Raw genomic sequence first — 19,827 nt, forward strand, 5'->3', positions numbered from 1 at the left:
GCGTGCTCTTCTTTCTCTGCTTCATTCGTTGGTGATCTTGCGGTCGACGACGATCTTCTTCCACTTGGCAGCGTCGGCGGCGACCATCTTCGCGAACTGGTCGGGCGTGCCCGGCGTCGCGGTCTCGATGCCCAGGCGCGCGAGTTTCTCTTTCACTTCAGGATCGGCAAGTGCCTCGTTGGCCGCCTTGTTTATCTTCGCGACGATGTCGGCCGGCAGGCCCTTCGGGCCGTAGAAGCCGAACCACGTGTTCGATTCGTAACCCGGCAGCGTGTCGGCAATCGGCGGCAGTTCGGGCGCCAGCGGGCTGCGCTTGAGCGAGGTAACACCCAGTGCGCGCAGGCGGCCGTCACGCACGTGCGGCATGCCGGTGGGCAGCGAGTCGAACAGCACGTCGATCTTGCCGCTGATCAGGTCGGGAATGGCCAGCGCCGTGCCCTTGTAGGGAATGTGCGTGACGAACACGCCGGCCTGCGCCTTGAACAGCTCGGCCGTGAGCTGCACGATGGTGCCGTTGCCGCTCGATGCGTAGTTGAGCTTGCCGGGGTTCTTCTTCGCGTAGTCGATCCACTCGCGCACCGTCTTGGCGGGCGAATTGACCGGCACCAGCATGATGCTGGCCGCGTCGCCTACATGCGCGATGGGCGTGAAGTCGCGCACCGTGTCGTAGGGCAGCTTGCTGACGGCCGGGCCGATCGAATGCGTGCTGGTGGTGGCCAGCAGGATCGTGTAGCCATCGGTCGGGGCCTTGGCAGCCTGGTCGGAGCCGATGGCACCACCCGCGCCGGGCTTGTTGTCGACCACCAGCGTGGTGCCGAGCTTCTCGCCCATCTTCTGCCCCAGCGTGCGGGCGAAGAGGTCGGTGGCGCCGGCCGCCGGGAACGGCACGATCAGGCGGATCGGCTTGTTCGGGTAGCCCTGGGCCAGGCTGGCGGACGAAGCGGCCATGCCGAGCGCAACGGCGAGCACCTGGAGGAACTGGAGGCGTTTCATGTACGGAATTCTTGCCTGTGAACGAAAAAAGGATGCTATGCAGCGGCAGCGCATCAAGCCAGATAATTCTGCTTATTCAACTATCAAAGCTGTTTATGGCAAGGAACACCGCTGAAGAGATCTCGCTGCAGCAGTTGCGGGCGCTGACGGCGGTGGCCGAAACGGGCAGCTTCACACTGGCGGCCGAGGCATTGCAGCTCACGCAGCCGGCCATCAGCCATCTGGTCAAGCGCCTGGAAGAAGAGCTGGCGCAGCCGCTGGTCGTGCGCGGCCGCCGCATCCGCATGACCAATGCGGGCCAGATGATGGTCGACACGGCCGTGCGTGCGCTGCGGCTCATCGATGAATCCGTCGATGCCTGCCGCTCGCAGTCGCAGCTGCGCGAAGGCCGCATCGTGCTGGCGGTGGGCCATCTGACTGCAGGCGCCCTGTTGCCGCCGTTGCTCGGCCGTTTTTCGCAGAAGCACCCGACGCTCGCGACCACGCTGCTCGACAGCACCGCGGATCAGATGATCTCGCGCATCCTCTCGCAGGAGGCAGACCTGGGCTTCGGCTCCGACATCGGCCAGAAGCACTCGGAGCTGGCAACGGAGCCGCTGTTCTCCGACCGCATGGCCCTCTTCGTGCGGGACGACCATGCGTTGGCGCAGCACGCCGTGGTCGAGGCCCGGCACCTGGAGGCGCTGCCCTTCATCCACGTCAACCCCGACGCCAATGTGTGGCGTGCGGTGAGCCGCCAACTGTCGAGCATGGCCAACGTGTACCCGCGCGTGGTGCATCACGTGTCGATGCTGTCGACAGCCTTCGGCCTCATCCAGGCGGGTGCAGGGGTAGCGCTGCTGCCGCGCTATGTGGAAGTGCTGATGCCGGCCAACCTGCGGGCGTTGGGCGTGGTGCGGCCCACGCTGGAGTACCCGGTGGTCGCCATCCGGCTGGCCAAGCACCCGCTCAACCCGGCTGCCATGGCTTTTCTGGCGATGGCTCGGCAGCATATGAAGCCGCCCCGAACGCTCACCTAAAGAGTCGTCGCATCAACGAAAAACGGCGCCCGAAGGCGCCGTCTTGAAGGGAGCAGAACGCCGTCAGTCTTCGACGAAGGCCTCTTCGCGCTTCGACTTCACAGCCGGCAGCAGCACGATGATCAGCAGCAATGCAGCCGCAGCCAGCAGGCTCGCCGAGATCGGACGCGTCACGAACACGCTCCAGTCGCCACGCGACAGCAGCAGCGAGCGGCGCAGGTTCTCTTCCATCATCGGCCCGAGGATGAAGCCCAGCAGCAACGGCGCAGGCTCGCAACCCAGCTTGAAGAAGGTGTAGCCCACCAGACCGAAGATGCCCACCATCCAGATGTCGAAGGTGTTGTTGTTGGTCGAGTACACGCCGATCGCGCAGAACAGCACGATCGCCGGGAACAGGTACTTGTACGGCACCGACAGCAGCTTGATCCACATGCCGATCAGCGGCAGGTTCAGGATGATCAGCATTGCGTTGCCGATCCACATCGAGGCGATCAGGCCCCAGAACAGCTCGGGGTTGCTGGTCATGACCTGCGGACCCGGCTGGATGTTGTGGATCGTCATTGCGCCCACCATCAGCGCCATCACCGCGTTGGGCGGAATGCCCAGCGTCAGCAGCGGGATGAAGGAAGTTTGCGCACCGGCATTGTTGGCCGACTCGGGAGCCGCCACGCCGCGGATGTTGCCCTTGCCGAAGGGCACTTCGCCCGGCTTCAGCTTGGTCTTCTTCTCGATCGTGTAGGCCGCGAAAGCCGCCAGCAGCGCACCGCCGCCAGGCAGGATGCCAAGAGCCGCGCCCAGTGCCGTGCCGCGAAGCACCGCGGGAACCATGCGCTTGAAGTCTTCCTTGGTCGGGAACAGGCCCGAGACCTTGGCAGTGAACACTTCACGCTCGTCATCGGGGCGCGAGAGGTTGGCAATGATTTCGCCATAACCGAACACGCCCATGGCGATGGCCACGAAGCCGATGCCGTCGGTGAGCTCCGGAATGTCGAAGCTGTAGCGAGCGACACCCGAGTTCACGTCGGTGCCGACCAGACCCATCAGCAGGCCCAGCACGATCATCGCGATGGCCTTGAGCAGCGAGCCCGAAGCCAGCACCACGGCGCCGATCAGGCCCAGGATCATGAGCGAGAAGTATTCGGCCGGGCCGAACTTGAAGGCCAGCTCGGTCAGCGGCGGTGCGAAGGCGGCCAGGATCAGCGTGCCGACGCAACCAGCGAAGAACGAACCCAGGCCGGCAGCGGCGAGTGCCGGACCCGCCCGGCCCTTGCGCGCCATCTGGTAGCCGTCGATCACGGTCACCACCGACGATGATTCGCCCGGCAGGTTGACCAGAATCGCGGTGGTGGAGCCGCCGTACTGCGCGCCGTAGTAGATGCCGGCCAGCATGATCAGCGCCGACACGGGCGGCAGCGCGTACGTGGCGGGCAGCAGCATCGCGATGGTCGCGACCGGGCCGATGCCCGGGAGCACGCCGATCAGCGTGCCCAGAATGCAGCCGACGAGGCAGTACAGCAGGTTGGTGAAGGTAAAGGCAACGCCAAAACCCATCGAGAGGTGTTCAACCAATTCCATGATGTGAGCAGCTTTCTTCTCAGCCGGTGATGAAGGTCGGCCAGACCTGGATCTGGAGCTTCAGCGCCCAGATGAACGCGACATAGCTGCCGACGGCCAGCACAGTGGCCAGGACGAGCACGCTGGGCAGCTTGAACTCATGGCCCGCAAGGCTGGAGATGATCACCAGCGCGTAGATGGCGATGATCATGCCCATGGCCGGCACGCCGATGCTCGGCAGGCCGCCGAGCAGAATGCCGAATGCGAGGTTGGCGCCCAGGATGAACACCACCTGCTTCCAGGCCCATTTGCCGATCTTTTCGCCGTCGGTGGTTTCAACGGTGAGCCCGCTGAACATGATCCCGAGGCCGATGAGGGCCATCAGGATGCCGAGCATCAACGGGAAATAACCCGGACCCATGCGGGCCCCGGTGCCCACGGTGTAGGTGGTGGCGCCCCATGCGAACGCCACACCCACCACCGTGAACATCAGACCCGAGAAAAAGTCTTTCTGACTCTTGATCTTCACGAACAGTCTCCTCGAACAAATTTCGATGCGGGATTGTCGAGTCAGCTTCCGGTCAGACTGATGTGGATTCCACTAACCGCCGGCCTAGGGATAACCCGAAAGGTCTCAGCGACCTCTTAGATGCTGAACTGCCGGATTATTCCAGCGGCGGCGTGGCGCTCAGCACCTCTTCGATGGTCGTCACGCCTTCGGCCACGCGCAGCGCGCCGGCCAGCCGCAGCGGCCGCATGCCGTCGATCACGGCCTGCCTGCGCAGCCCGCCCAGGTTGGGCTCCTTCGTGACCTGCGCCTTGAACGCCTCGCTGATGCTCAGCAGTTCGTACAGTCCCATGCGGCCCATGTACCCGGTCATGCGGCAATCGACACAACCCACCGGCTTGTAGGCGCGCACCGAGCCCGTGATCTGCCACGGCTTGACGATGGTCTCCAGCTTCTCGCGGGTGACGGTGTCGTCGGGCTGCTTGCAGTTGGGGCACAGCGTGCGCACCAGCCGCTGTGCGAGCACGCCCAGCATCACCGCGTTGATGAGGTACGAAGGCACGCCCAGCTCCATCATCCGCGTGATGGCGCTCGGCGCGTCGTTGGTGTGCAGCGTGCTGAACACCAGATGGCCGGTGAGCGCGGCCTGCACCGCCATCTCGGCGGTGGCGAGGTCGCGGATTTCGCCGACCATGATGATGTCCGGGTCCTGCCGCATCAGCGCGCGCAGGCCTTCGGTAAACCCGAAGTCCAGCTGCGGCTGCACCTGCGTCTGGTTGAACGAGGGCTCGATCATTTCGATCGGGTCTTCCACCGTGCTCACGTTGACCTCTTCGGTCGCGACGCGCTTGAGCGTGGAATACAGCGTGGTGGTCTTGCCCGAACCCGTGGGCCCAGTCACCAGGATGATGCCGTTGGGCCGCGTGACCAGCTGTTCCCAACGCTGCGCGTCGTGCTGCGCAAAGCCCAGCGCGTCGAGATCTTTCACTGCCGTGTCGGGGTCGAAGATCCGCATCACCATCTTCTCGCCGAAGGCGGTCGGCAGGGTCGACAGGCGCATTTCGACTTCGTCGCCGCGCATGTTGCGGGTCTTGATGCGGCCGTCGAGCGGACGGCGCTTTTCCACCACGTCCATGCGGCCCAGCAGCTTGATGCGCGCGACCATCGCGTTCATCACGCCCATCGGCATCTGGTAGGCCGGATGCAGGATGCCGTCGATGCGAAAGCGGATCACGCCCTGCTCGCGGCGCGGCTCCAGGTGGATGTCACTCGCGCGCTGGTCGAAGGCGTACTGCCACAGCCAGTCGACCACCTGCACCACGCTCTGGTCGTTGGCGTCGAGTTGCTTGTTGCTCTTGCCGAGCTCCACCAGCTGCTCGAAGCTCGCGCCGCCGGTGTTGCCGCCGGCCTTCTGCGCGGCGCGCACCGACTTCGCCAGCGCGAAGAACTCGGCCGTGTAGCGCTGGATGTCGGCCGGGTTGGCGACCACGCGGCGCACCGAGCGGCGCGCCTGGCGCTCGACCTCGGCGATCCAGTCGGTGAGGAAAGGCTCGGCCGTGGCCACCACCACCTCGTTGGGCAGCACCTGCACCGGCAACACCTTGTGGCGCTCCGCGTAGGCGGCGCTCATGGTGTCGGCCACCTTGCCCACGTCGACCTTGAGCGGGTCGATGCGCAGGTACGTGAGCCCGGCGCGGCCCGCGAGCCATTGCGTAAGCATTTCGAGGTCCAGCGGCTTGTTGTCGCTCTCTCGCGTCATGGCCACGTTGGCCAGCCGCACCAGCGGTGCCTGCCGGCTTTCGGCCTGTGCGCAGCGCGCGATGGTGCGCTTGGCTTCGACCGGGGAAATCACGCCATCGGCGGCGAGCCATTCAATAAGGCGCCGCAGGTCGAGCGGGCCTTCGTGGCGGGCGGCCAGGGGGGCGGGAGCAGAAACAGCGGGAACAGCGCTCATGAGCCGGCAGGTCGAGTGATTGAAATATTCAGGGGCTTGAAGACTCGCAACCATTTCGGCGCGGGCAAGCCCCAGCGAGTCTGGATCGTTTGGGCGCGCTCGGCAAGCGCCTCGCGCTTCGGACGGCTCGGCGTGCGCTGCGCGAGCACCACCGTGTTGCCTTCGCGCGTCGGCTTGAAGGCCCAGACGGCGTCGGCGCCGAATGCGCCGGCGATCTTTTCGAGGCTGCGCTCGTAGCTCGACGAGCGGCCGAAGAGATTGACCGTCATGCAGCCGTCTTCGGTGAGCAGCGCGCGGCAGTCGGCATAGAAGTCTTCGCTGTCGAGCACAGGCGCGGCGGCCTCGTGGTCGTACAGGTCGACCTGCAAGGCATCGACAGTGCCGTGCCATCCGGGCTTGCGGATCTCGGCTGCGGCGTCGGCGATCACCACGCGCAGCTTCGGGTCGTCAGGCGGCAGCTTGAACCAGCCGCGGCAGGCCGACACCACCTGCGGATTGAGCTCGATCGCGGTGGTGCGCATGCGCAGGATCTTGCGGCTGAACTTGGTGAGCGTGGCTGCCCCCAGGCCGAGCTGCATCGCATGGCGGGTGGCCACGGTCTTGCCGTCGGCAAACAGCAGCCAGGCCATCATGCGCTGCACATATTCGAGTTCGATCTCGAAAGGCGCGTCGAGCTTCATCGAACCCTGGACCCATTCGGTGCCCAGGTGCAGGTAGCGGATGTCGCCCCAGTCGGAGAAATTGACTTCGGGGAGAGAAATAGAAGTTTTGCTCGATGCCATCGATGCCGTCAGACGACTAGTTTGTGGGTGGCCAGCACCTCGCGCCACGCCGCAAGCTTGCGCTCGAAGCTCCACGACGCATTGGCAGGACTGGTGGAAGGCAGCTGGTAGACCGGCACGCCGAGGGTGCGCGTATGGCGCGCATGCTTGAAGCTCTCGCCGCCGTTGTGCGCAATGGCGGCGAGCTTCGGCAGATGCAGCCCGGCAATGTCGTTCGCCACGGGCGCGCGGATGGCCGAGTCGAGGCTGCCCTCGCGCTCGCAAGACGCGTACACGTCCCACACGCCCAGGCCGCGGTCGAGCAGCCAGCGGCAGCGCTGCGCGTAGCTGTCTACGCCCGACGGCAAAGGGACTTCGGGCCAGACAGCTTGCAAGATCTTCCAGAACTGGTTTTGGGGGTGTGCATAGTACTGCTGCCGCTCGAGCGACTTGACCCCGGGGAAGCTGCCGAGGATGAGCACGGCCGTTGCAGGCGAGACGATGGGCGCCAACCCCGTGAGCATGGAGCTGGCGGCATCGGATGCGGCGGGTGGATTCATGGGCGGCAATCGTGCCACCGTCCCGCGTGCACTTGCGCGGCCCATGAAAAAACCCGCCGAAGCGGGTTCTTTCGCGAAAGCCGAAGCCGGCTTGTCAGCTCTTACTTCTTGGCGGCTTCGTTCTCGGCCGTGCCGGGGATCTTCTCGCCGATGGCCTTGCCGGTGCTGCGCATGCCGTCGGCCGTCTTGTGGCCGGCGCTCTCGACGACTTCGCCGGTCTTGGTGGCTGCATGCTTGGTGGCGGTGGTCGCCTTCTTGGTCGTGCGCTTGGTGGCGCTCCAGGCCTTCTTGGCGCCCTTTTCGGTGGCGTTGACGGCCTTCTTGGTGGTGCGCTTGGTGGCGTCAACAGCGTCCTTGCCGGCTTCCTTCACCTTTTCAGTGGTGGAGGGCTCGGCCGGGGCCGGGGCGGTGGCAGCAGGCGCGGTGGTCTGGGCCACGGCCGACACGCCGATGGAGGCGAGCGCCAGCGCGAGGACGACGGGCACGGTGCGAATGAAAGACGTGGTCATGTAAAGCTCCTTGTTGGATGAAGTTTTGAGTGACTGACTTGCCACTGAACCAGCAACGAACTGGTGAAGTTCAAGGATGACAGCAAATCCACGGCATCTGCACGCATCCGGGCAGGTCGGGGCATTGGCCTACGCGGGTTGCGGCGGGCGCTCCGACATGGCCATGAGGTTTTCGAGACGCGGAAGCGTTTCGAGCGCGTTCCGGGTGGTGGCCGCGGCCAGTTCGTCGATGCCCATGCCCCGCAGGCCGGCCACCACTTCGGCGATGCGCGGCAGCTCGGCCGGCTCGTTGCGGCCCTGCGGTTGGCCGGCGTCGCGCTGGGCCTGCGTGCGGTACAGCCAGTGCGGCTGGATGTCGGGCGCATCGGTCTCCATCACGATCGATTCGATTGGCAGCGTGGTTGCCAGTCGCCGCAGCTGCAGGGCCCGCTCGAAGGTCACCGCGCCGCCGAAGCCCAGCTTCAACCCGAGATCGATGCACGCATGGGCTTGCTGCTCGCTACCGTTGAAGGCATGGGCAATGCCCTGCCACGGCCTGCCGCCCGCCGTCTGGCGAAGATGCTTGAGCACCTTGTCGACCGAGCGCCGCACGTGGATGAGCACGGGTAACCCATGCTTGCGTGCCAGTTGCAACTGAGTGTGAAAAAAGCGCTCCTGCTTCGGGCCGTCGAGCCCCTCGACGAAGTAGTCGAGCCCGATCTCGCCGACCGCCACGAGCCGCGGGTCGCCGCGCCGTGCGGTCAGTTCGGCATCGAGGGTTTCAAGGTCTTCGTCCTTCGCCTCGCCGGTGCACAACGGGTGGATTCCCAGCGCGTAGGCATCGCCCTGCGCGTGGGCCAGTTCGCGCACGGCGGCGAAATTGAAGACGGCCACCGCCGGGATCACGCACATCGCCACCCCCAGCCCGGCGGCGCGGGCGCGCAGGGCCGGCATCTCCGCACCGAATTCGGGCGCATCCAGATGGCAGTGGGTATCGACGAAGGTAGCCATCGCACGATGATGCCTGATGGGATGCGCAGGCGCGGAAAGCGTGCTACTGTGAACTCCTTCACGCGATTTTTTAGCCGGAGGTGCTCCGATGCGCAGGCCCGCTTTCTACAGCCGTTCGCCCCGCACGCTGCCACCGGCCGCAGACGAGGCGGCCGAACGGGCGGATGCGCCAGCATCGGCTGAAAACGCCGGCGGGGGCCAGTCCCTGCAGGCTGCTCCCGCGAAAAAACCCGGCTGGCAACCCGGTCGCCGCAGCTTCGCGCTGCTCTTCCTGCTGTCGGCCGCGCTGGTCACCGGCGCCGCCCTGTGGATGCCGCGCCCGGGCGCCAAGGCACTCACGCAAAAAGACATCGACGCGGCCGTGCTGCGCACGCTGCAGACCAACACCCTGCCCTCGCCCGCGGCCAAGGCGGCCGACATCATCCGGCCCTCGGTGGTACGGGTGGTGAGCTACGGCGAAGAAAAGCACACGCCCGAAGCCAAGACCCAGAAGCGCGGACGCAACATCGCCAAGGGCAAGCCGCCTGAAGCACCCAACGACGGCGAGGCCCCGGGCGAGGTCGAGCGCGGCGTGGGCACGGGCGTGGTGATCGTCGACAAGGGCGTGATCCTCACCAACCTGCACGTGGTCGCAGGCGCCGACAAGATCAAGGTCACCTTCTACGACGGGCTGGAAGCCATCGCCACCATCACCGGCGTGCAGCCCGAGAACGACCTCGCGGTACTGCAGGCGCAAAAGATTCCCGACGACCTGATCCCCGCCACCATGCGCTCGACCGCCGACCTGCGCCCCGGCGACCAGGTGGCGGCCGTGGGCTTTCCGTTCGGCATCGGGCCATCGGTGTCGGCTGGCGTGGTGTCGGGCCTGAAGCGCTCGTTCCGCTCGCCCGAAGGCAAGCAGGAGCTGGGCAACCTGATCCAGTTCGATGCCGCAGCCAATCCGGGCAATTCAGGCGGGCCGCTGATCAACATGGACGGCGAGGTGCTCGGCATCGTCACCGCCATCCTCAACCCGACGCAGCAGCGCACTTTCATCGGCATCGGCTTCGCGGTGCCCATCGAGAACGCCGCGTCCGCCGCGGGTTCGCCACCGTTCTGACCGATCCTTCTTCGAAAGTCCTTCGCATGAGCACAGCAGAGACCGTCAATCCCACGCCCGCCGGCACCGCCGAACTGATGGAGCAGATCCTCTATGAGGTGAAGCGCGTGGTCGTGGGCCAGGACCGCTTTCTGGAGCGCGTGATGGTCGGCATGCTTGCGGGCGGGCACCTGCTGGTCGAAGGTGTGCCGGGCCTTGCGAAGACGCTCACCATCAAGACGCTGGCCGACACCGTGCGCGGCCAGTTCAAGCGCATCCAGTTCACGCCCGACCTGGTTCCGGCCGACCTCGTGGGCACGCGCATCTACAACCAGAAGACCGGCGAGTTCAGCACCTCGCTCGGCCCCGTGTTCGCCAACCTGCTGCTGGCCGACGAAATCAACCGCGCGCCGGCCAAGGTGCAGAGCGCGCTGCTCGAAGTGATGCAGGAGCGCCAGGTCACCATTGCCGGCGAAACGCACAAGGTGCCGCGCCCCTTCCTCGTGATGGCCACGCAGAACCCCATCGAGACCGAGGGCACCTATCCGCTGCCCGAGGCGCAGGTCGACCGCTTCATGATGAAGGTGCTGGTCGACTACCCGAGCGACGAGGAAGAGTTCGTCATCGTCCAGCGCGTGATCGGCCCGCCCGTCAACGCCACGCCGGTCGCCACCACCGAGCAGCTCGCGGCGCTGCAGGCCGAGGCGCGGCGCGTGTACGTCGACCCTTCGCTCATCCAGTACGCCGTGAAGCTGGTGTCGGCCACGCGCACGCCCGAGAAGCACGGCCTGAAGGACCTGCGCCGCTTCATCACCTTCGGCGCCAGCCCGCGCGCGAGCATCAGCCTGACCGAAGGCGCACGCGCCCTGGCGCTCTTGCGTGGCCGCAGCTATGCGCTGCCGGAAGACATGACGGCGCTGGTGCCCGACGTGCTGCGCCACCGCGTGACGCTCTCCTACGAAGGCTTGTCCGAAGGCCTGACGCCCGATGGCCTGGTCGAGAAGATCATGCGTGCAGTCCCTGCTCCACCGAAACCGCTCGAACATGAAAAGCTGGTGGCCTGAAATGAGCACACCCCCAGTCTTCGCGCACTTCGTGTCGCTTCGCCAACCCCCTTGCAGGGGGCAACACCAGCGGCCCGGCAAAGCCGGTTCCGCGGTGTTCCCTGAAATCGCATGAAAAGCTGGTGGCGTAAGGCCCCCGCGGCCGCAAACGACGAACGGCTCGCCGCAGAAGCCGGTGGGGCCGAGCGCGCGCTGCGCCGGCTCGAATGGACCGTGATCCGCCGCCTCGACGGCCTGTTGCAGGGCGACTACCGCACGCTGATGCGCGGCACCGGACTCGACCTGGCCGACCTGCGCGAGTACCAGCACCACGACGACGTGCGCCACATCGACTGGAACGTCACCGCGCGGCTGCAGACGCCGCATGTGCGCGTGTTCACCGAAGACCGCGAGATGGCCGCGTGGTTCGTGCTCGACCTGAGCCGCTCGGTCGATTTCGGCTCGGGCCTGAAGGCCAAGCGCGAGATCTCGGCGGGCTTCGTCGGCGTGCTGGCACGGCTGCTCACGCGGCACGGCAACCGGGTCGGAGCACTGGTCTACGGCAGCGACCTCGAAGCGGTGATTCCGCCGCGCAGCGGACGGCGCCACGTGCTGCACCTGCTGCATGCGATGGAAAAGCGCGCCGGCAAGGCCGAGACCGCCCCCACGCAGAAAGGCATGACGCGCCTGGATGGCCTGCTCAAGTCGGCCGCCACGCTGATGCCGCGCCGCTCCACCGTGTTCGTGGTGTCCGACTTTTTGAGCGAACCCGGCTGGGAGCGCCCGCTGGGCCAGCTGGTGCAACGCCATGAAGTGGTCGCCGTGCGCCTGTTCGACCCGCTCGAACTCGAACTGCCCGACCTCGGCCTGGTGCCGCTGCGCGATGCCGAGACCGGCGAGCAGCTGTGGGTCGACACCCACGACGCCGGTTTTCGCAAGCGCTTCGCGCGCCTGGCGTCCGAGCGTGAAACCGCACTGCGCGAGGCGCTGGCAAGGGCAGGCGTCGACGCGCTCGAGCTCTCGACCCAGGACGACCTGGTGGAAGCCATCGTCCGTTTCGCCGATATGCGCAAGCGCCGCACGCGCATCGGAGGCCCAGCTGGCATGAAGGCGGTGGCAGCATGACTTTTCTCTGGCCTCAATTCCTCTGGCTGCTGGCGGCCCTGCCACTGCTGATCCTGCTCTATCTCTGGCTGCTGCGGCGCAAGAAGAAGCTGGCCGTGCGCTACGCCAGCCTGTCGATCGTGCGCGAAGCCATGGGCGCCGGGCAGAGCATCCGGCGGCACATTCCGCCCTTGCTTTTCCTGCTGGCCATGGCTGCGATGCTGGTGGCCGCAGCGCGGCCGATGGCGGTGGTGGTGCTGCCGTCGAACCAGCAGACCATCATCCTGGCAATGGACGTGTCGGGCAGCATGCGCGCGGCCGACGTGCAGCCCAACCGGCTCGTGGCGGCGCAGGAGGCAGCCAAGAGCTTCATCAAGGACCTGCCTCGCAGCGTGAAGGTAGGCATCGTCGCCTTCGCGGGCAGCGCGCAGGTGGCGCAACTGCCCACCACCAACCACGAAGACCTGGTGACCGCCATCGACAGCTTCCAGCTCCAGCGCGCCACCGCCACGGGCAATGCCATCGTGGTGTCGCTGGCCACGCTGTTCCCCGATGCGGGCATCGACGTCGAGCAGTTCAGCGCGCCGAGCCGCCAGCGCGGCATGCCGATCGACCAGAACGAGAAGAAGCTCAAGGACTTCACACCCGTGGCGCCGGGTTCCTTCACCTCCGCCGCGATCATCATGCTGACCGACGGCCAGCGCACCACCGGCGTCGACCCGCTCGATGCGGCCAAGGCTGCGGCCGACCGCGGCGTGCGCATCTACACGGTGGGCGTGGGCACCGTCGATGGCGAAACCATCGGCTTCGAAGGCTGGTCGATGCGCGTACGGCTCGACGAAGACACGCTCAAGGCCATCGCCAACAAGACGAACGCCGAGTACTTCTACGCCGGCACCGCGAACGACCTGAAGAAGGTCTACGAGACACTGAGCTCCAAGCTCACGGTGGAGAAAAAGGAAACCGAAATCTCGGCGCTGTTCGCGATGTGCGCGGCGGTGCTGACGCTGCTGTCGGCGGGGCTGTCGCTGCTCTGGTTCAACCGGATTCTTTAGAGGATCTGCGTGGCTTGGCCGCAGGCGCATCGGGCGTCTTGACCGCCCCGATGCCCCCCAGGAACAGATCGGCCACGATCGGCGCAATGGCCGCGTGGTCGAGCCGGCCGCCCGGCTTCATCCAGGTGAACATCCAGTTGATCATGCCGAACAGCAGCATGGTCAGCGGCTTGGCAAGGTCGTCACTCGGCGCACCGGGGCGCAGCGCAGACACCGCACGCGCAAAGCCCGCGACCACCTCGCGCTCCTTGTCGAGCACGCGTTCGCGGTCGGCTTCCGCGAGAAAGCGCACGTCGTCGGTCAGCACGCGGTGCGCGTCCTGCGCGCCGGCGTATTCCTCGACGATGCGGTAGATGAAGCGGCGCAGGCGCTGCTCGTCGGTGTGCGTCGAGGCCTCTTCCTCGGCCACCAGCGCCGCGAGCTTGGAGACGTGCGTCTCGGCGATGCTGATCAGCAGGCTGCTCTTGTCCTTGTAGTAGTGATAGAGCGTGGCCTTCGAGAGGCCGCAGGCCTCGGCCACCTGGTTCATCGAGGTGGCGGGATAGCCGCTGCGCGCGAACAGCTGGGCGGCCTGCGCGAGGATCAGTTCACGCTGATCGTCGTAAGTGGCGGATCTTCCACGCGGCATCGGGTCGGTTTCCTGGGTTGGACTGTTGGAGACAACGCGCGATCTTGCACGAAGCGCGAATGGGGTCAGCCCCGCTTGGTGGCAATGAGCGAACGCACCTCGGTGGCCGGCAGGCGCGGGCGGTCTGCCTCCACCTGCGCGAGCGGCGCCACCTCATGCAGGCTCGCCAGGCTGCGCACCGTGAGCTCCTGATAGGTCTGCGTGCCTTCGAGCTTCCACGCGATCTCGTCCTCGCTCAGCTCGCGCTTCACCTTTGCCGGAATGCCCGCGACCAGCGAACGTGCCGGCACCTTCATGCCGGCCGGCACGAAGGCACAGGCCGCGACGATGGCCTTCTCGCCGATCTCGGCCTCGTCCATCACCACAGCGTTCATGCCCACCAGCGCGTCGCGCCGCACGATGCAGCTGTGCAGGATCGCGCCATGGCCGATGTGGCCGTTGACCTCGATCACCGTGTCGTTGTCGGGAAAGCCGTGCACACAGCAGTGGTCCTGCACGTTCGAGCCCTCCTCCAGCACGATGCGGCCGAAGTCGCCGCGCAGGCTGGCGCAGGGGCCTACATAACAGTTCGGGCCGACGATCACGTCGCCGATCAGCACGGCAGTGGGGTGCACGTACGCGCTCGGGTCGACGACCGGAATTACGCCGTCGATGGAATAGCTGGGCATTCGGTCTCCTTTATTTTTTGCGGGACTCAGGGTTTGCCCTGAATAGCTCCAGCTTGTGCCGGTTGCAGGCTCGATACTAAAATCAACCGAACGGTCGGTCAATAGTGTTTGCGCTCCGATCCGCTCCCACAAAGGATGAAAGAGACACGCGATGACTGAGCCTTTGGTACTCACCGGCAACGCCGGCGCCGTGCGCACGTTGAGCCTCAACCGCCCCGCGGCGCTCAACAGCTTCACGACGCAGCTGCACGCCGAACTCATGGCGGCGCTGGAGCTGGCGGCTCAAGACGAAAGCGTGCGCTGCGTGGTGCTCACGGGCGCAGGCCGTGCCTTCTGCGCAGGGCAGGACCTGGCCGACCCTTCGGTCGCCCCCGACCCGACACCCGGCGCCGCGCCCAAGGACCTGGGCCACGTCATCTCCACTTACTACGCCCCGCTGGTCGCGCGCCTGCGCTCGATGCCGGTGCCGGTGATCGCAGCTGTCAACGGTGTTGCGGCCGGAGCAGGCGCCAATCTCGCGCTGTGTTGCGACCTCGTGGTGGCGGCCCGCTCGGCCAGCTTCATCCAGGCCTTCACCAAGATCGGCCTCGTGCCCGACACCGGCGGCACCTGGCTGCTGCCGCGCCTCGTGGGTTCGGCTCGCGCACTCGGCATCGCGCTGCTGGGCGACAAGCTGCCGGCGGAAGAAGCCGCTCGCATCGGCCTGATCTGGCAATGCGTGGACGACGCGGCGCTGACTGAAACCACGGCGGCGCTCGCACTGAAGCTGGCCGGCATGCCGACCCGCGCCCTCGTCGCCACGCGCCAGGCCATGGCCGCCGCGCAAGACATGGACCTTGACGCAGCACTCGCCGAAGAAGCCCGCCTCCAGCGCGACATGGGCAACGCCAACGACTACCGCGAAGGCGTCGAAGCCTTCCGCGCCAAGCGCGCCCCCGTGTTCAAGGATCGCTGAGCCATGACCGACACCACCCGCACACCCCAGCAGACGGCCGAGTACGTCCGCGACGGCATGTTCGAGAACGACAACGCCAGCAAGGGCCTGGGCATGCGCATCGTCGAGGTCGGCCCCGGCCAGGCCACCATCGAGATGCGCGTGCGCGCCGACATGCTCAACGGCCACGCCATTTGCCACGGCGGCTTCATGGCCACGCTGGCCGACTCGACCTTCGCCTTTGCCTGCAACTCGTACAACGAGCTGACCGTGGCCTCGGGCTTTGCCATCGACTTCATCGCCCCGGCGCGCGAGGGCGACCTGCTCACCGCGCGCTGCCACGAGGTGTCCAAGGCCGGCCGCACCGGCGTGTACGACACCGAAATCACCAACCAGCGCGGCGAGCGCATCGCGATGTTCCGCGGCCGTTCCTACACAGCCAAGGGCCGCCCCGCCGTCCCGAACGCCGCTGCCGCCTGAGGAGACAACAGACATGACCGTGAAGCACCCCGCCCCCGGCGACCTCGACCCCATCGAAACCGCCAGCCGCGACGAGATCGCCGCGCTGCAGCTCACCCGCCTGCGCGCCACGCTGCAGCGCGCCTACGACAACGTGCCGCACTACCGCAAGGCCTTCGATGCCAAGGGCGTGCACCCCGACGACCTGAAGTCGCTCGCCGACCTGTCGAAGTTTCCGTTCACGGTGAAGAGCGACCTGCGCGACAACTACCCCTTCGGCATGTTCGCCGTGCCGCGCGAAAACGTCGCGCGCATCCATGCGTCGTCGGGCACCACCGGCAAGCCGACCGTGGTCGGCTACACGCTGAAGGACATCGACACCTGGGCCAATCTCGTGGCGCGTTCCATCCGCGCTGCGGGCGGGCGGCCCGGCGACATGGTGCACGTGTCGTACGGCTACGGCCTCTTCACCGGCGGCCTCGGCGCGCACTACGGCGCCGAGCGCGCCGGCTGCACCGTCATCCCGATGTCGGGCGGCCAGACCGAGAAGCAGGTGCAGATCATTCAGGACTTCAAGCCGGACATCATCATGGTCACGCCCAGCTACATGCAGGTGATCATCGAGCAGTTCGAGCGCCAGGGCCTCGACGCCAAAGACAGCTCGCTGAAGGTCGGCATCTTCGGCGCCGAGCCGTGGACCGAAGCCATGCGCCGCGACATCGAGGCCAAGGCCGGCATCGACGCCGTCGACATCTACGGCCTGAGCGAAGTGATGGGCCCCGGCGTGGCCAGCGAATGCGTCGAGAGCAAAGATGGCCCCGTCATCTGGGAAGACCACTTCTACCCCGAGATCATCGACCCCGAGACCGGCGAGCTGAAGGCCGACGGCGAAGAAGGCGAACTGGTCTTCACCTCGCTGAGCAAAGAGGCCATGCCCATCGTGCGCTACCGCACGCGCGACCTCACGCGCCTGCTGGCGCCCACCTCGCGTTCGTTCCGCCGCATGGGCAAGATCGTCGGGCGCAGCGACGACATGATGATCATCCGCGGCGTCAACGTCTTCCCCACGCAGGTCGAAGAAATCGTGCTCGCGCACAAGGCGCTGTCGGGCCTCTACCAGGTGCACGTGAGCCGCGCCGACAAGCTCGACCAGGTCGAGGTGCACTGCGAGCTCAACCCCGCCGACGCCGCCTCGGCGGACCGCACCGCCATCGGCGAATGGGTGCAGCACCGCGTGAAGACGCTCATCGGCATTTCCACGCGCGTGGTGGTTCACGCGCCCAACGAGATGGAACGCACCCAGACCGGCAAGGCACGCCGCGTGATCGACACGCGCCCGCGCTGAGCCGCCCCTCACACCCCACCGAAAGGACACGCACATGTACACCCAGGCAATGGACACCATGGGCAAGGACGCAGGCGACGGCAAGCAGAAGGTCGTGCGCTCCGCCGAGGAAATGCGGCTCGAAGAGCGCTTCGACGCGCACATCGATGCCGGCGACTTCATCGAGGCAAAAGACTGGATGCCCGAGCACTACCGCAAGACGCTGGTGCGCCAGATCAGCCAGCACGCGCACTCCGAAATCGTCGGCATGCTGCCCGAAGGCAACTGGATCAGCCGCGCGCCCACGCTCAAGCGCAAGGCCATCCTGCTGGCCAAGGTGCAGGACGAAGGCGGCCACGGCCTCTACCTGTATGCCGCCGCCGAAACGCTGGGCACCTCGCGCGACCAGATGTTCGACGCGCTGCACAGCGGCAAGGCCAAGTACAGCTCGATCTTCAACTACCCCACGCTGACCTGGGCCGACATGGGCACCATCGGCTGGCTGGTCGACGGCGCGGCCATCATGAACCAGGTGCCGATCTGCCGCTGCTCGTACGCGCCGTACGCCCGCGCCATGATCCGCATCTGCCGCGAGGAGAGCTTTCACCAGCGCCAGGGCTACGAAGCCCTGCTCACCATGATGACCCACGGCACCGACGCACAGAAGGCGATGGTGCAGGACGCGGTCGACCGCTGGTGGTGGCCGTCGATCATGATGTTCGGCCCGCCGGACGACCAGTCGCCCAACAGCGCGCAATCGATGCGCTGGGGCATCAAGCGCTTCAGCAACGACGAGCTGCGCCAGAAGTTCATCGACGCCGCCGTCGAGCAGGCCGCCATCCTCGGCGTGACCCTGCCCGACCCCGACCTGAAGTGGAACGAAGAGCGCCAGGCGCATGACTTCGGCGCCATCGACTGGAGCGAGTTCTGGCGCGTGATCGGCGGCGACGGCCCCTGCAACCGCGAACGCCTGCAGGCGCGTGTCGACGCCTGGGAAGACGGCGCATGGGTGCGCGAAGCCGCGATGGCCCATGCCAACAAGCAACCAATGAAGGAGGCGGCATGACCGTCGAACAGAAACAAGAGTGGCCCCTGTGGGAAGTGTTCGTTCGCAGCAAGGCCGGCCTCGACCACAAGCACTGCGGCAGCCTGCACGCGGCAGATTCGAAGATGGCGATCCAGATGGCGCGTGACGTGTACACCCGCCGCCAGGAAGGCAGCAGCATCTGGGTGGTGCGCTCCGAGCAGATCGTGGCCAGCGACCCGGGTGACAAGGACATGTTCTTCGACCCGGCTGAAGACAAGGTGTACCGCCACCCGACCTTCTACGCGCTGCCCAAGTCGGTCGACCACATGTGAGCAAGGCCAGGACCATGCAAGCATCGATCGAACTGAACCGTACACCCGCCGTGCAGTACCTGCTGCGCATCGGCGACACATGCCTCGTGCTCGCGCAGCGCCTGGGCGAATGGTGCGGCCACGCGCCCGTGCTGGAGGAAGACATCGCGATGGCCAACATCGCGCTCGACCTCGTCGGCCAGGCGCGCGCGCTGCTCACGCACACCGGCAAACTCGAAGGAGCCGGCCGCGAGCACGACGAAGACCAGCTGGCCTACCTGCGCGACGAGCGCGACTACTTCAACCTCACCATCGCCGAACTGCCGCGCGGCGACTTCGCCTTTGCCGTCGTGCGCAACACGATGGTTTCGACGCTGCTCAAGCTGCTGTGGCAGCGCCTCGCCGCGTCGAATGACGCCGAAGTGGCCGCCATCGCCGGCAAGGCCGTGAAGGAAGCGCGCTACCACCAGCAGCACTCGGGCGACTGGGTGGTGCGCCTGGGCGACGGCACCGACGAATCGCGCCAACGCACTGAAAAAGCGCTGAAGCAGCTGTGGCTCTACATGCCCGAGCTGTTCGAAAGCGATGCGGTGGATGCCGAAGCCAGCGCCAGCGGCCTCGGCCCGGCGTGGAGCGAGCTGCGCGAACCCTGGCTGGCCGAGATGCAGCAGGTGCTCGACGCGGCCGGCCTCGCCATGCCCAAGGAAGCTGCCTTCCGCAGCAACGGCAAGCGCGGCGTGCACAGCGAGCACATGGGCTACATCCTCGCGGAGATGCAGCACCTGCAGCGCAGCTACCCCGGGGGCGTGTGGTGACCACGGCCGACCTCATGGCAGCCTCGCGCGTCGATGCCGCGTGGGCCGTGCTGCACACCGTGCTCGACCCCGAGGTGCCGGCCGTGTCGGTCTGCGACCTCGGCATCGTGCGCGATGTGATCGAGCACGACGACGGCCTGGAGATCGTGCTCACGCCAACGTACTCCGGCTGCCCCGCGACCGAAGCCATCGAGCACGACGTGCTGGCCGCAATCGAGCAGGCCGGCCTCGGCCGCGCCCGCGCCACCCTGCGCCGCGCCCCCGCCTGGAGCAGCGACTGGATCAGCGACGAAGGCCGCGCCAAGCTCAAGGCCTACGGCATCGCGCCACCGGCCCACCTCACACCCGAAGCCGCGGCCAACACCGCAATGCCGATCAAGCTCTTCGGCCGCATCGCAGGCGAACGCATCGCCTGCCCGCGCTGCGCGAGCGAGCGTACCGAGCGCCTTTCGGCCTTCGGCTCGACCGCCTGCAAGGCGCTCTATCGCTGCATGGCCTGCCGCGAGCCTTTCGAACATTTCAAGCCAATCTAA

At 66.5% G+C, this 19,827-nt stretch carries 22 protein-coding genes; 12 read left to right on the plus strand and 10 right to left on the minus strand.

Annotated features, from left to right (window positions below; all coding sequences use genetic code 11):
- Positions 1–21: 21 nt before the first annotated feature.
- On the minus strand, positions 22–993 hold the full coding sequence (locus ACZYSP_RS11115) for a Bug family tripartite tricarboxylate transporter substrate binding protein (protein WP_093075773.1): 972 nt from the start codon (positions 991–993) through the stop codon (positions 22–24).
- Positions 994–1,088: 95 nt separating this feature from the next.
- On the opposite strand from ACZYSP_RS11115, the gene ACZYSP_RS11120 reads away from it, so the two are divergent.
- Positions 1,089–2,012, plus strand: coding sequence for a LysR family transcriptional regulator (locus ACZYSP_RS11120; protein WP_093075774.1), 924 nt, complete (start codon positions 1,089–1,091; stop codon positions 2,010–2,012).
- 63 nt (positions 2,013–2,075) lie between these two features.
- Here the strand turns inward: ACZYSP_RS11120 and ACZYSP_RS11125 are convergent, their stop codons facing one another.
- From ACZYSP_RS11125 to ACZYSP_RS11155, 7 genes are all read right to left on the minus strand, one after another.
- Positions 2,076–3,587, minus strand: a complete 1,512-nt coding sequence (locus tag ACZYSP_RS11125; protein ID WP_093048886.1) for a tripartite tricarboxylate transporter permease — start codon at positions 3,585–3,587, stop codon at positions 2,076–2,078.
- Positions 3,588–3,606: 19 nt separating this feature from the next.
- Positions 3,607–4,095, minus strand: coding sequence for a tripartite tricarboxylate transporter TctB family protein (locus tag ACZYSP_RS11130; protein ID WP_093048883.1), 489 nt, complete (start codon positions 4,093–4,095; stop codon positions 3,607–3,609).
- A gap of 136 nt (positions 4,096–4,231) precedes the next feature.
- On the minus strand, positions 4,232–6,028 hold the full coding sequence (gene tfpB, locus ACZYSP_RS11135; RefSeq protein ID WP_093048880.1) for a type IV pilus assembly ATPase TfpB: 1,797 nt from the start codon (positions 6,026–6,028) through the stop codon (positions 4,232–4,234).
- Positions 6,025–6,810 (minus strand): class I SAM-dependent methyltransferase, encoded by a 786-nt coding sequence (locus ACZYSP_RS11140; protein ID WP_093075776.1) that lies wholly within the window; start codon positions 6,808–6,810, stop codon positions 6,025–6,027. The genes tfpB and ACZYSP_RS11140 overlap by 4 nt, the downstream gene beginning before the upstream one ends.
- 8 nt (positions 6,811–6,818) lie before the next feature.
- Positions 6,819–7,349: a DNA-deoxyinosine glycosylase gene (locus tag ACZYSP_RS11145; RefSeq protein WP_093048874.1), complete on the minus strand. Its 531-nt coding sequence runs from the start codon at positions 7,347–7,349 to the stop codon at positions 6,819–6,821.
- 101 nt (positions 7,350–7,450) lie between these two features.
- A complete protein-coding gene (locus tag ACZYSP_RS11150; protein WP_093075777.1) occupies positions 7,451–7,858 on the minus strand; it encodes a hypothetical protein in 408 nt (135 codons plus the stop codon).
- A 129-nt stretch (positions 7,859–7,987) separates the two neighbouring features.
- Positions 7,988–8,848, minus strand: coding sequence for a TatD family hydrolase (locus ACZYSP_RS11155; protein WP_093075779.1), 861 nt, complete (start codon positions 8,846–8,848; stop codon positions 7,988–7,990).
- A gap of 88 nt (positions 8,849–8,936) precedes the next feature.
- On the opposite strand from ACZYSP_RS11155, the gene ACZYSP_RS11160 reads away from it, so the two are divergent.
- The 4 genes from ACZYSP_RS11160 to ACZYSP_RS11175 all read left to right on the plus strand — a co-directional run bounded on the left by ACZYSP_RS11160 (position 8,937) and on the right by ACZYSP_RS11175 (position 13,128).
- Positions 8,937–9,947 (plus strand): S1C family serine protease, encoded by a 1,011-nt coding sequence (locus ACZYSP_RS11160; protein WP_093048866.1) that lies wholly within the window; start codon positions 8,937–8,939, stop codon positions 9,945–9,947.
- 26 nt (positions 9,948–9,973) lie between these two features.
- A complete protein-coding gene (locus tag ACZYSP_RS11165; RefSeq protein WP_093048863.1) occupies positions 9,974–10,990 on the plus strand; it encodes an AAA family ATPase in 1,017 nt (338 codons plus the stop codon).
- Positions 10,991–11,101: 111 nt separating this feature from the next.
- Positions 11,102–12,094: a DUF58 domain-containing protein gene (locus tag ACZYSP_RS11170; protein WP_093075780.1), complete on the plus strand. Its 993-nt coding sequence runs from the start codon at positions 11,102–11,104 to the stop codon at positions 12,092–12,094.
- Complete coding sequence (locus ACZYSP_RS11175; RefSeq protein WP_093075782.1) at positions 12,091–13,128, plus strand: VWA domain-containing protein; 1,038 nt, start codon at positions 12,091–12,093, stop codon at positions 13,126–13,128. Before ACZYSP_RS11170 ends, ACZYSP_RS11175 begins: the two co-directional genes overlap by 4 nt.
- Here ACZYSP_RS11175 and ACZYSP_RS11180 read toward each other — a convergent pair.
- Both ACZYSP_RS11180 and ACZYSP_RS11185 read right to left on the minus strand, forming a co-directional pair.
- Complete coding sequence (locus tag ACZYSP_RS11180) at positions 13,112–13,756, minus strand: TetR/AcrR family transcriptional regulator (protein ID WP_093048854.1); 645 nt, start codon at positions 13,754–13,756, stop codon at positions 13,112–13,114. The two genes, ACZYSP_RS11175 and ACZYSP_RS11180, sit on opposite strands and share 17 nt — an antisense overlap.
- Positions 13,757–13,821: 65 nt before the next feature.
- Positions 13,822–14,424: a phenylacetic acid degradation protein PaaY gene (locus ACZYSP_RS11185; RefSeq protein ID WP_093048851.1), complete on the minus strand. Its 603-nt coding sequence runs from the start codon at positions 14,422–14,424 to the stop codon at positions 13,822–13,824.
- Positions 14,425–14,575: 151 nt separating this feature from the next.
- Here ACZYSP_RS11185 and ACZYSP_RS11190 point away from each other — a divergent pair, with 151 nt between their 5' ends.
- The 7 genes from ACZYSP_RS11190 to paaD are packed head-to-tail and all read left to right on the plus strand — an operon-like array spanning position 14,576 to position 19,827.
- A complete protein-coding gene (locus ACZYSP_RS11190) occupies positions 14,576–15,379 on the plus strand; it encodes an enoyl-CoA hydratase-related protein (protein ID WP_093075783.1) in 804 nt (267 codons plus the stop codon).
- 3 nt (positions 15,380–15,382) lie between these two features.
- Positions 15,383–15,838, plus strand: a complete 456-nt coding sequence (paaI, locus tag ACZYSP_RS11195) for a hydroxyphenylacetyl-CoA thioesterase PaaI (protein ID WP_093075785.1) — start codon at positions 15,383–15,385, stop codon at positions 15,836–15,838.
- A gap of 13 nt (positions 15,839–15,851) precedes the next feature.
- Positions 15,852–17,162 (plus strand): phenylacetate--CoA ligase PaaK, encoded by a 1,311-nt coding sequence (gene paaK, locus ACZYSP_RS11200; RefSeq protein ID WP_093075786.1) that lies wholly within the window; start codon positions 15,852–15,854, stop codon positions 17,160–17,162.
- Positions 17,163–17,196: 34 nt separating this feature from the next.
- The gene (gene paaA / locus ACZYSP_RS11205; protein ID WP_093075788.1) at positions 17,197–18,207 is read left to right on the plus strand and encodes a 1,2-phenylacetyl-CoA epoxidase subunit PaaA; all 1,011 of its coding nucleotides are present in this window, start codon (positions 17,197–17,199) and stop codon (positions 18,205–18,207) included.
- Positions 18,204–18,500 (plus strand): 1,2-phenylacetyl-CoA epoxidase subunit PaaB, encoded by a 297-nt coding sequence (gene paaB / locus ACZYSP_RS11210; RefSeq protein ID WP_081265691.1) that lies wholly within the window; start codon positions 18,204–18,206, stop codon positions 18,498–18,500. The genes paaA and paaB overlap by 4 nt, the downstream gene beginning before the upstream one ends.
- 14 nt (positions 18,501–18,514) lie before the next feature.
- Complete coding sequence (paaC, locus tag ACZYSP_RS11215; protein ID WP_093075789.1) at positions 18,515–19,294, plus strand: 1,2-phenylacetyl-CoA epoxidase subunit PaaC; 780 nt, start codon at positions 18,515–18,517, stop codon at positions 19,292–19,294.
- A 14-nt stretch (positions 19,295–19,308) separates the two neighbouring features.
- Positions 19,309–19,827, plus strand: coding sequence for a 1,2-phenylacetyl-CoA epoxidase subunit PaaD (paaD, locus tag ACZYSP_RS11220; RefSeq protein ID WP_093076070.1), 519 nt, complete (start codon positions 19,309–19,311; stop codon positions 19,825–19,827).

The organism is Variovorax sp. F042, from assembly GCF_057814215.1.

Excerpts from the sequence above, each read along its gene's own strand:
- tfpB (WP_093048880.1), bottom strand. The coding sequence starts at position 6,028 with ATGAGCGCTGTTCCCGCTGTTTCTGCTCCCGCCCCCCTGGCCGCCCGC.
- ACZYSP_RS11155 (WP_093075779.1), bottom strand. The coding sequence starts at position 8,848 with ATGGCTACCTTCGTCGATACCCACTGCCATCTGGATGCGCCCGAATTC.
- paaK (WP_093075786.1), top strand. The coding sequence starts at position 15,852 with ATGACCGTGAAGCACCCCGCCCCCGGCGACCTCGACCCCATCGAAACC.
- ACZYSP_RS11120 (WP_093075774.1), top strand. The coding sequence starts at position 1,089 with ATGGCAAGGAACACCGCTGAAGAGATCTCGCTGCAGCAGTTGCGGGCG.
- ACZYSP_RS11185 (WP_093048851.1), bottom strand. The coding sequence starts at position 14,424 with ATGCCCAGCTATTCCATCGACGGCGTAATTCCGGTCGTCGACCCGAGC.
- ACZYSP_RS11140 (WP_093075776.1), bottom strand. The coding sequence starts at position 6,810 with ATGGCATCGAGCAAAACTTCTATTTCTCTCCCCGAAGTCAATTTCTCC.
- paaA (WP_093075788.1), top strand. The coding sequence starts at position 17,197 with ATGTACACCCAGGCAATGGACACCATGGGCAAGGACGCAGGCGACGGC.
- ACZYSP_RS11180 (WP_093048854.1), bottom strand. The coding sequence starts at position 13,756 with ATGCCGCGTGGAAGATCCGCCACTTACGACGATCAGCGTGAACTGATC.
- ACZYSP_RS11115 (WP_093075773.1), bottom strand. The coding sequence starts at position 993 with ATGAAACGCCTCCAGTTCCTCCAGGTGCTCGCCGTTGCGCTCGGCATG.
- paaD (WP_093076070.1), top strand. The coding sequence starts at position 19,309 with ATGGCAGCCTCGCGCGTCGATGCCGCGTGGGCCGTGCTGCACACCGTG.
- ACZYSP_RS11170 (WP_093075780.1), top strand. The coding sequence starts at position 11,102 with ATGAAAAGCTGGTGGCGTAAGGCCCCCGCGGCCGCAAACGACGAACGG.
- paaC (WP_093075789.1), top strand. The coding sequence starts at position 18,515 with ATGCAAGCATCGATCGAACTGAACCGTACACCCGCCGTGCAGTACCTG.
- ACZYSP_RS11150 (WP_093075777.1), bottom strand. The coding sequence starts at position 7,858 with ATGACCACGTCTTTCATTCGCACCGTGCCCGTCGTCCTCGCGCTGGCG.
- ACZYSP_RS11160 (WP_093048866.1), top strand. The coding sequence starts at position 8,937 with ATGCGCAGGCCCGCTTTCTACAGCCGTTCGCCCCGCACGCTGCCACCG.
- paaI (WP_093075785.1), top strand. The coding sequence starts at position 15,383 with ATGACCGACACCACCCGCACACCCCAGCAGACGGCCGAGTACGTCCGC.
- paaB (WP_081265691.1), top strand. The coding sequence starts at position 18,204 with ATGACCGTCGAACAGAAACAAGAGTGGCCCCTGTGGGAAGTGTTCGTT.
- ACZYSP_RS11175 (WP_093075782.1), top strand. The coding sequence starts at position 12,091 with ATGACTTTTCTCTGGCCTCAATTCCTCTGGCTGCTGGCGGCCCTGCCA.
- ACZYSP_RS11165 (WP_093048863.1), top strand. The coding sequence starts at position 9,974 with ATGAGCACAGCAGAGACCGTCAATCCCACGCCCGCCGGCACCGCCGAA.
- ACZYSP_RS11145 (WP_093048874.1), bottom strand. The coding sequence starts at position 7,349 with ATGAATCCACCCGCCGCATCCGATGCCGCCAGCTCCATGCTCACGGGG.
- ACZYSP_RS11190 (WP_093075783.1), top strand. The coding sequence starts at position 14,576 with ATGACTGAGCCTTTGGTACTCACCGGCAACGCCGGCGCCGTGCGCACG.
- ACZYSP_RS11125 (WP_093048886.1), bottom strand. The coding sequence starts at position 3,587 with ATGGAATTGGTTGAACACCTCTCGATGGGTTTTGGCGTTGCCTTTACC.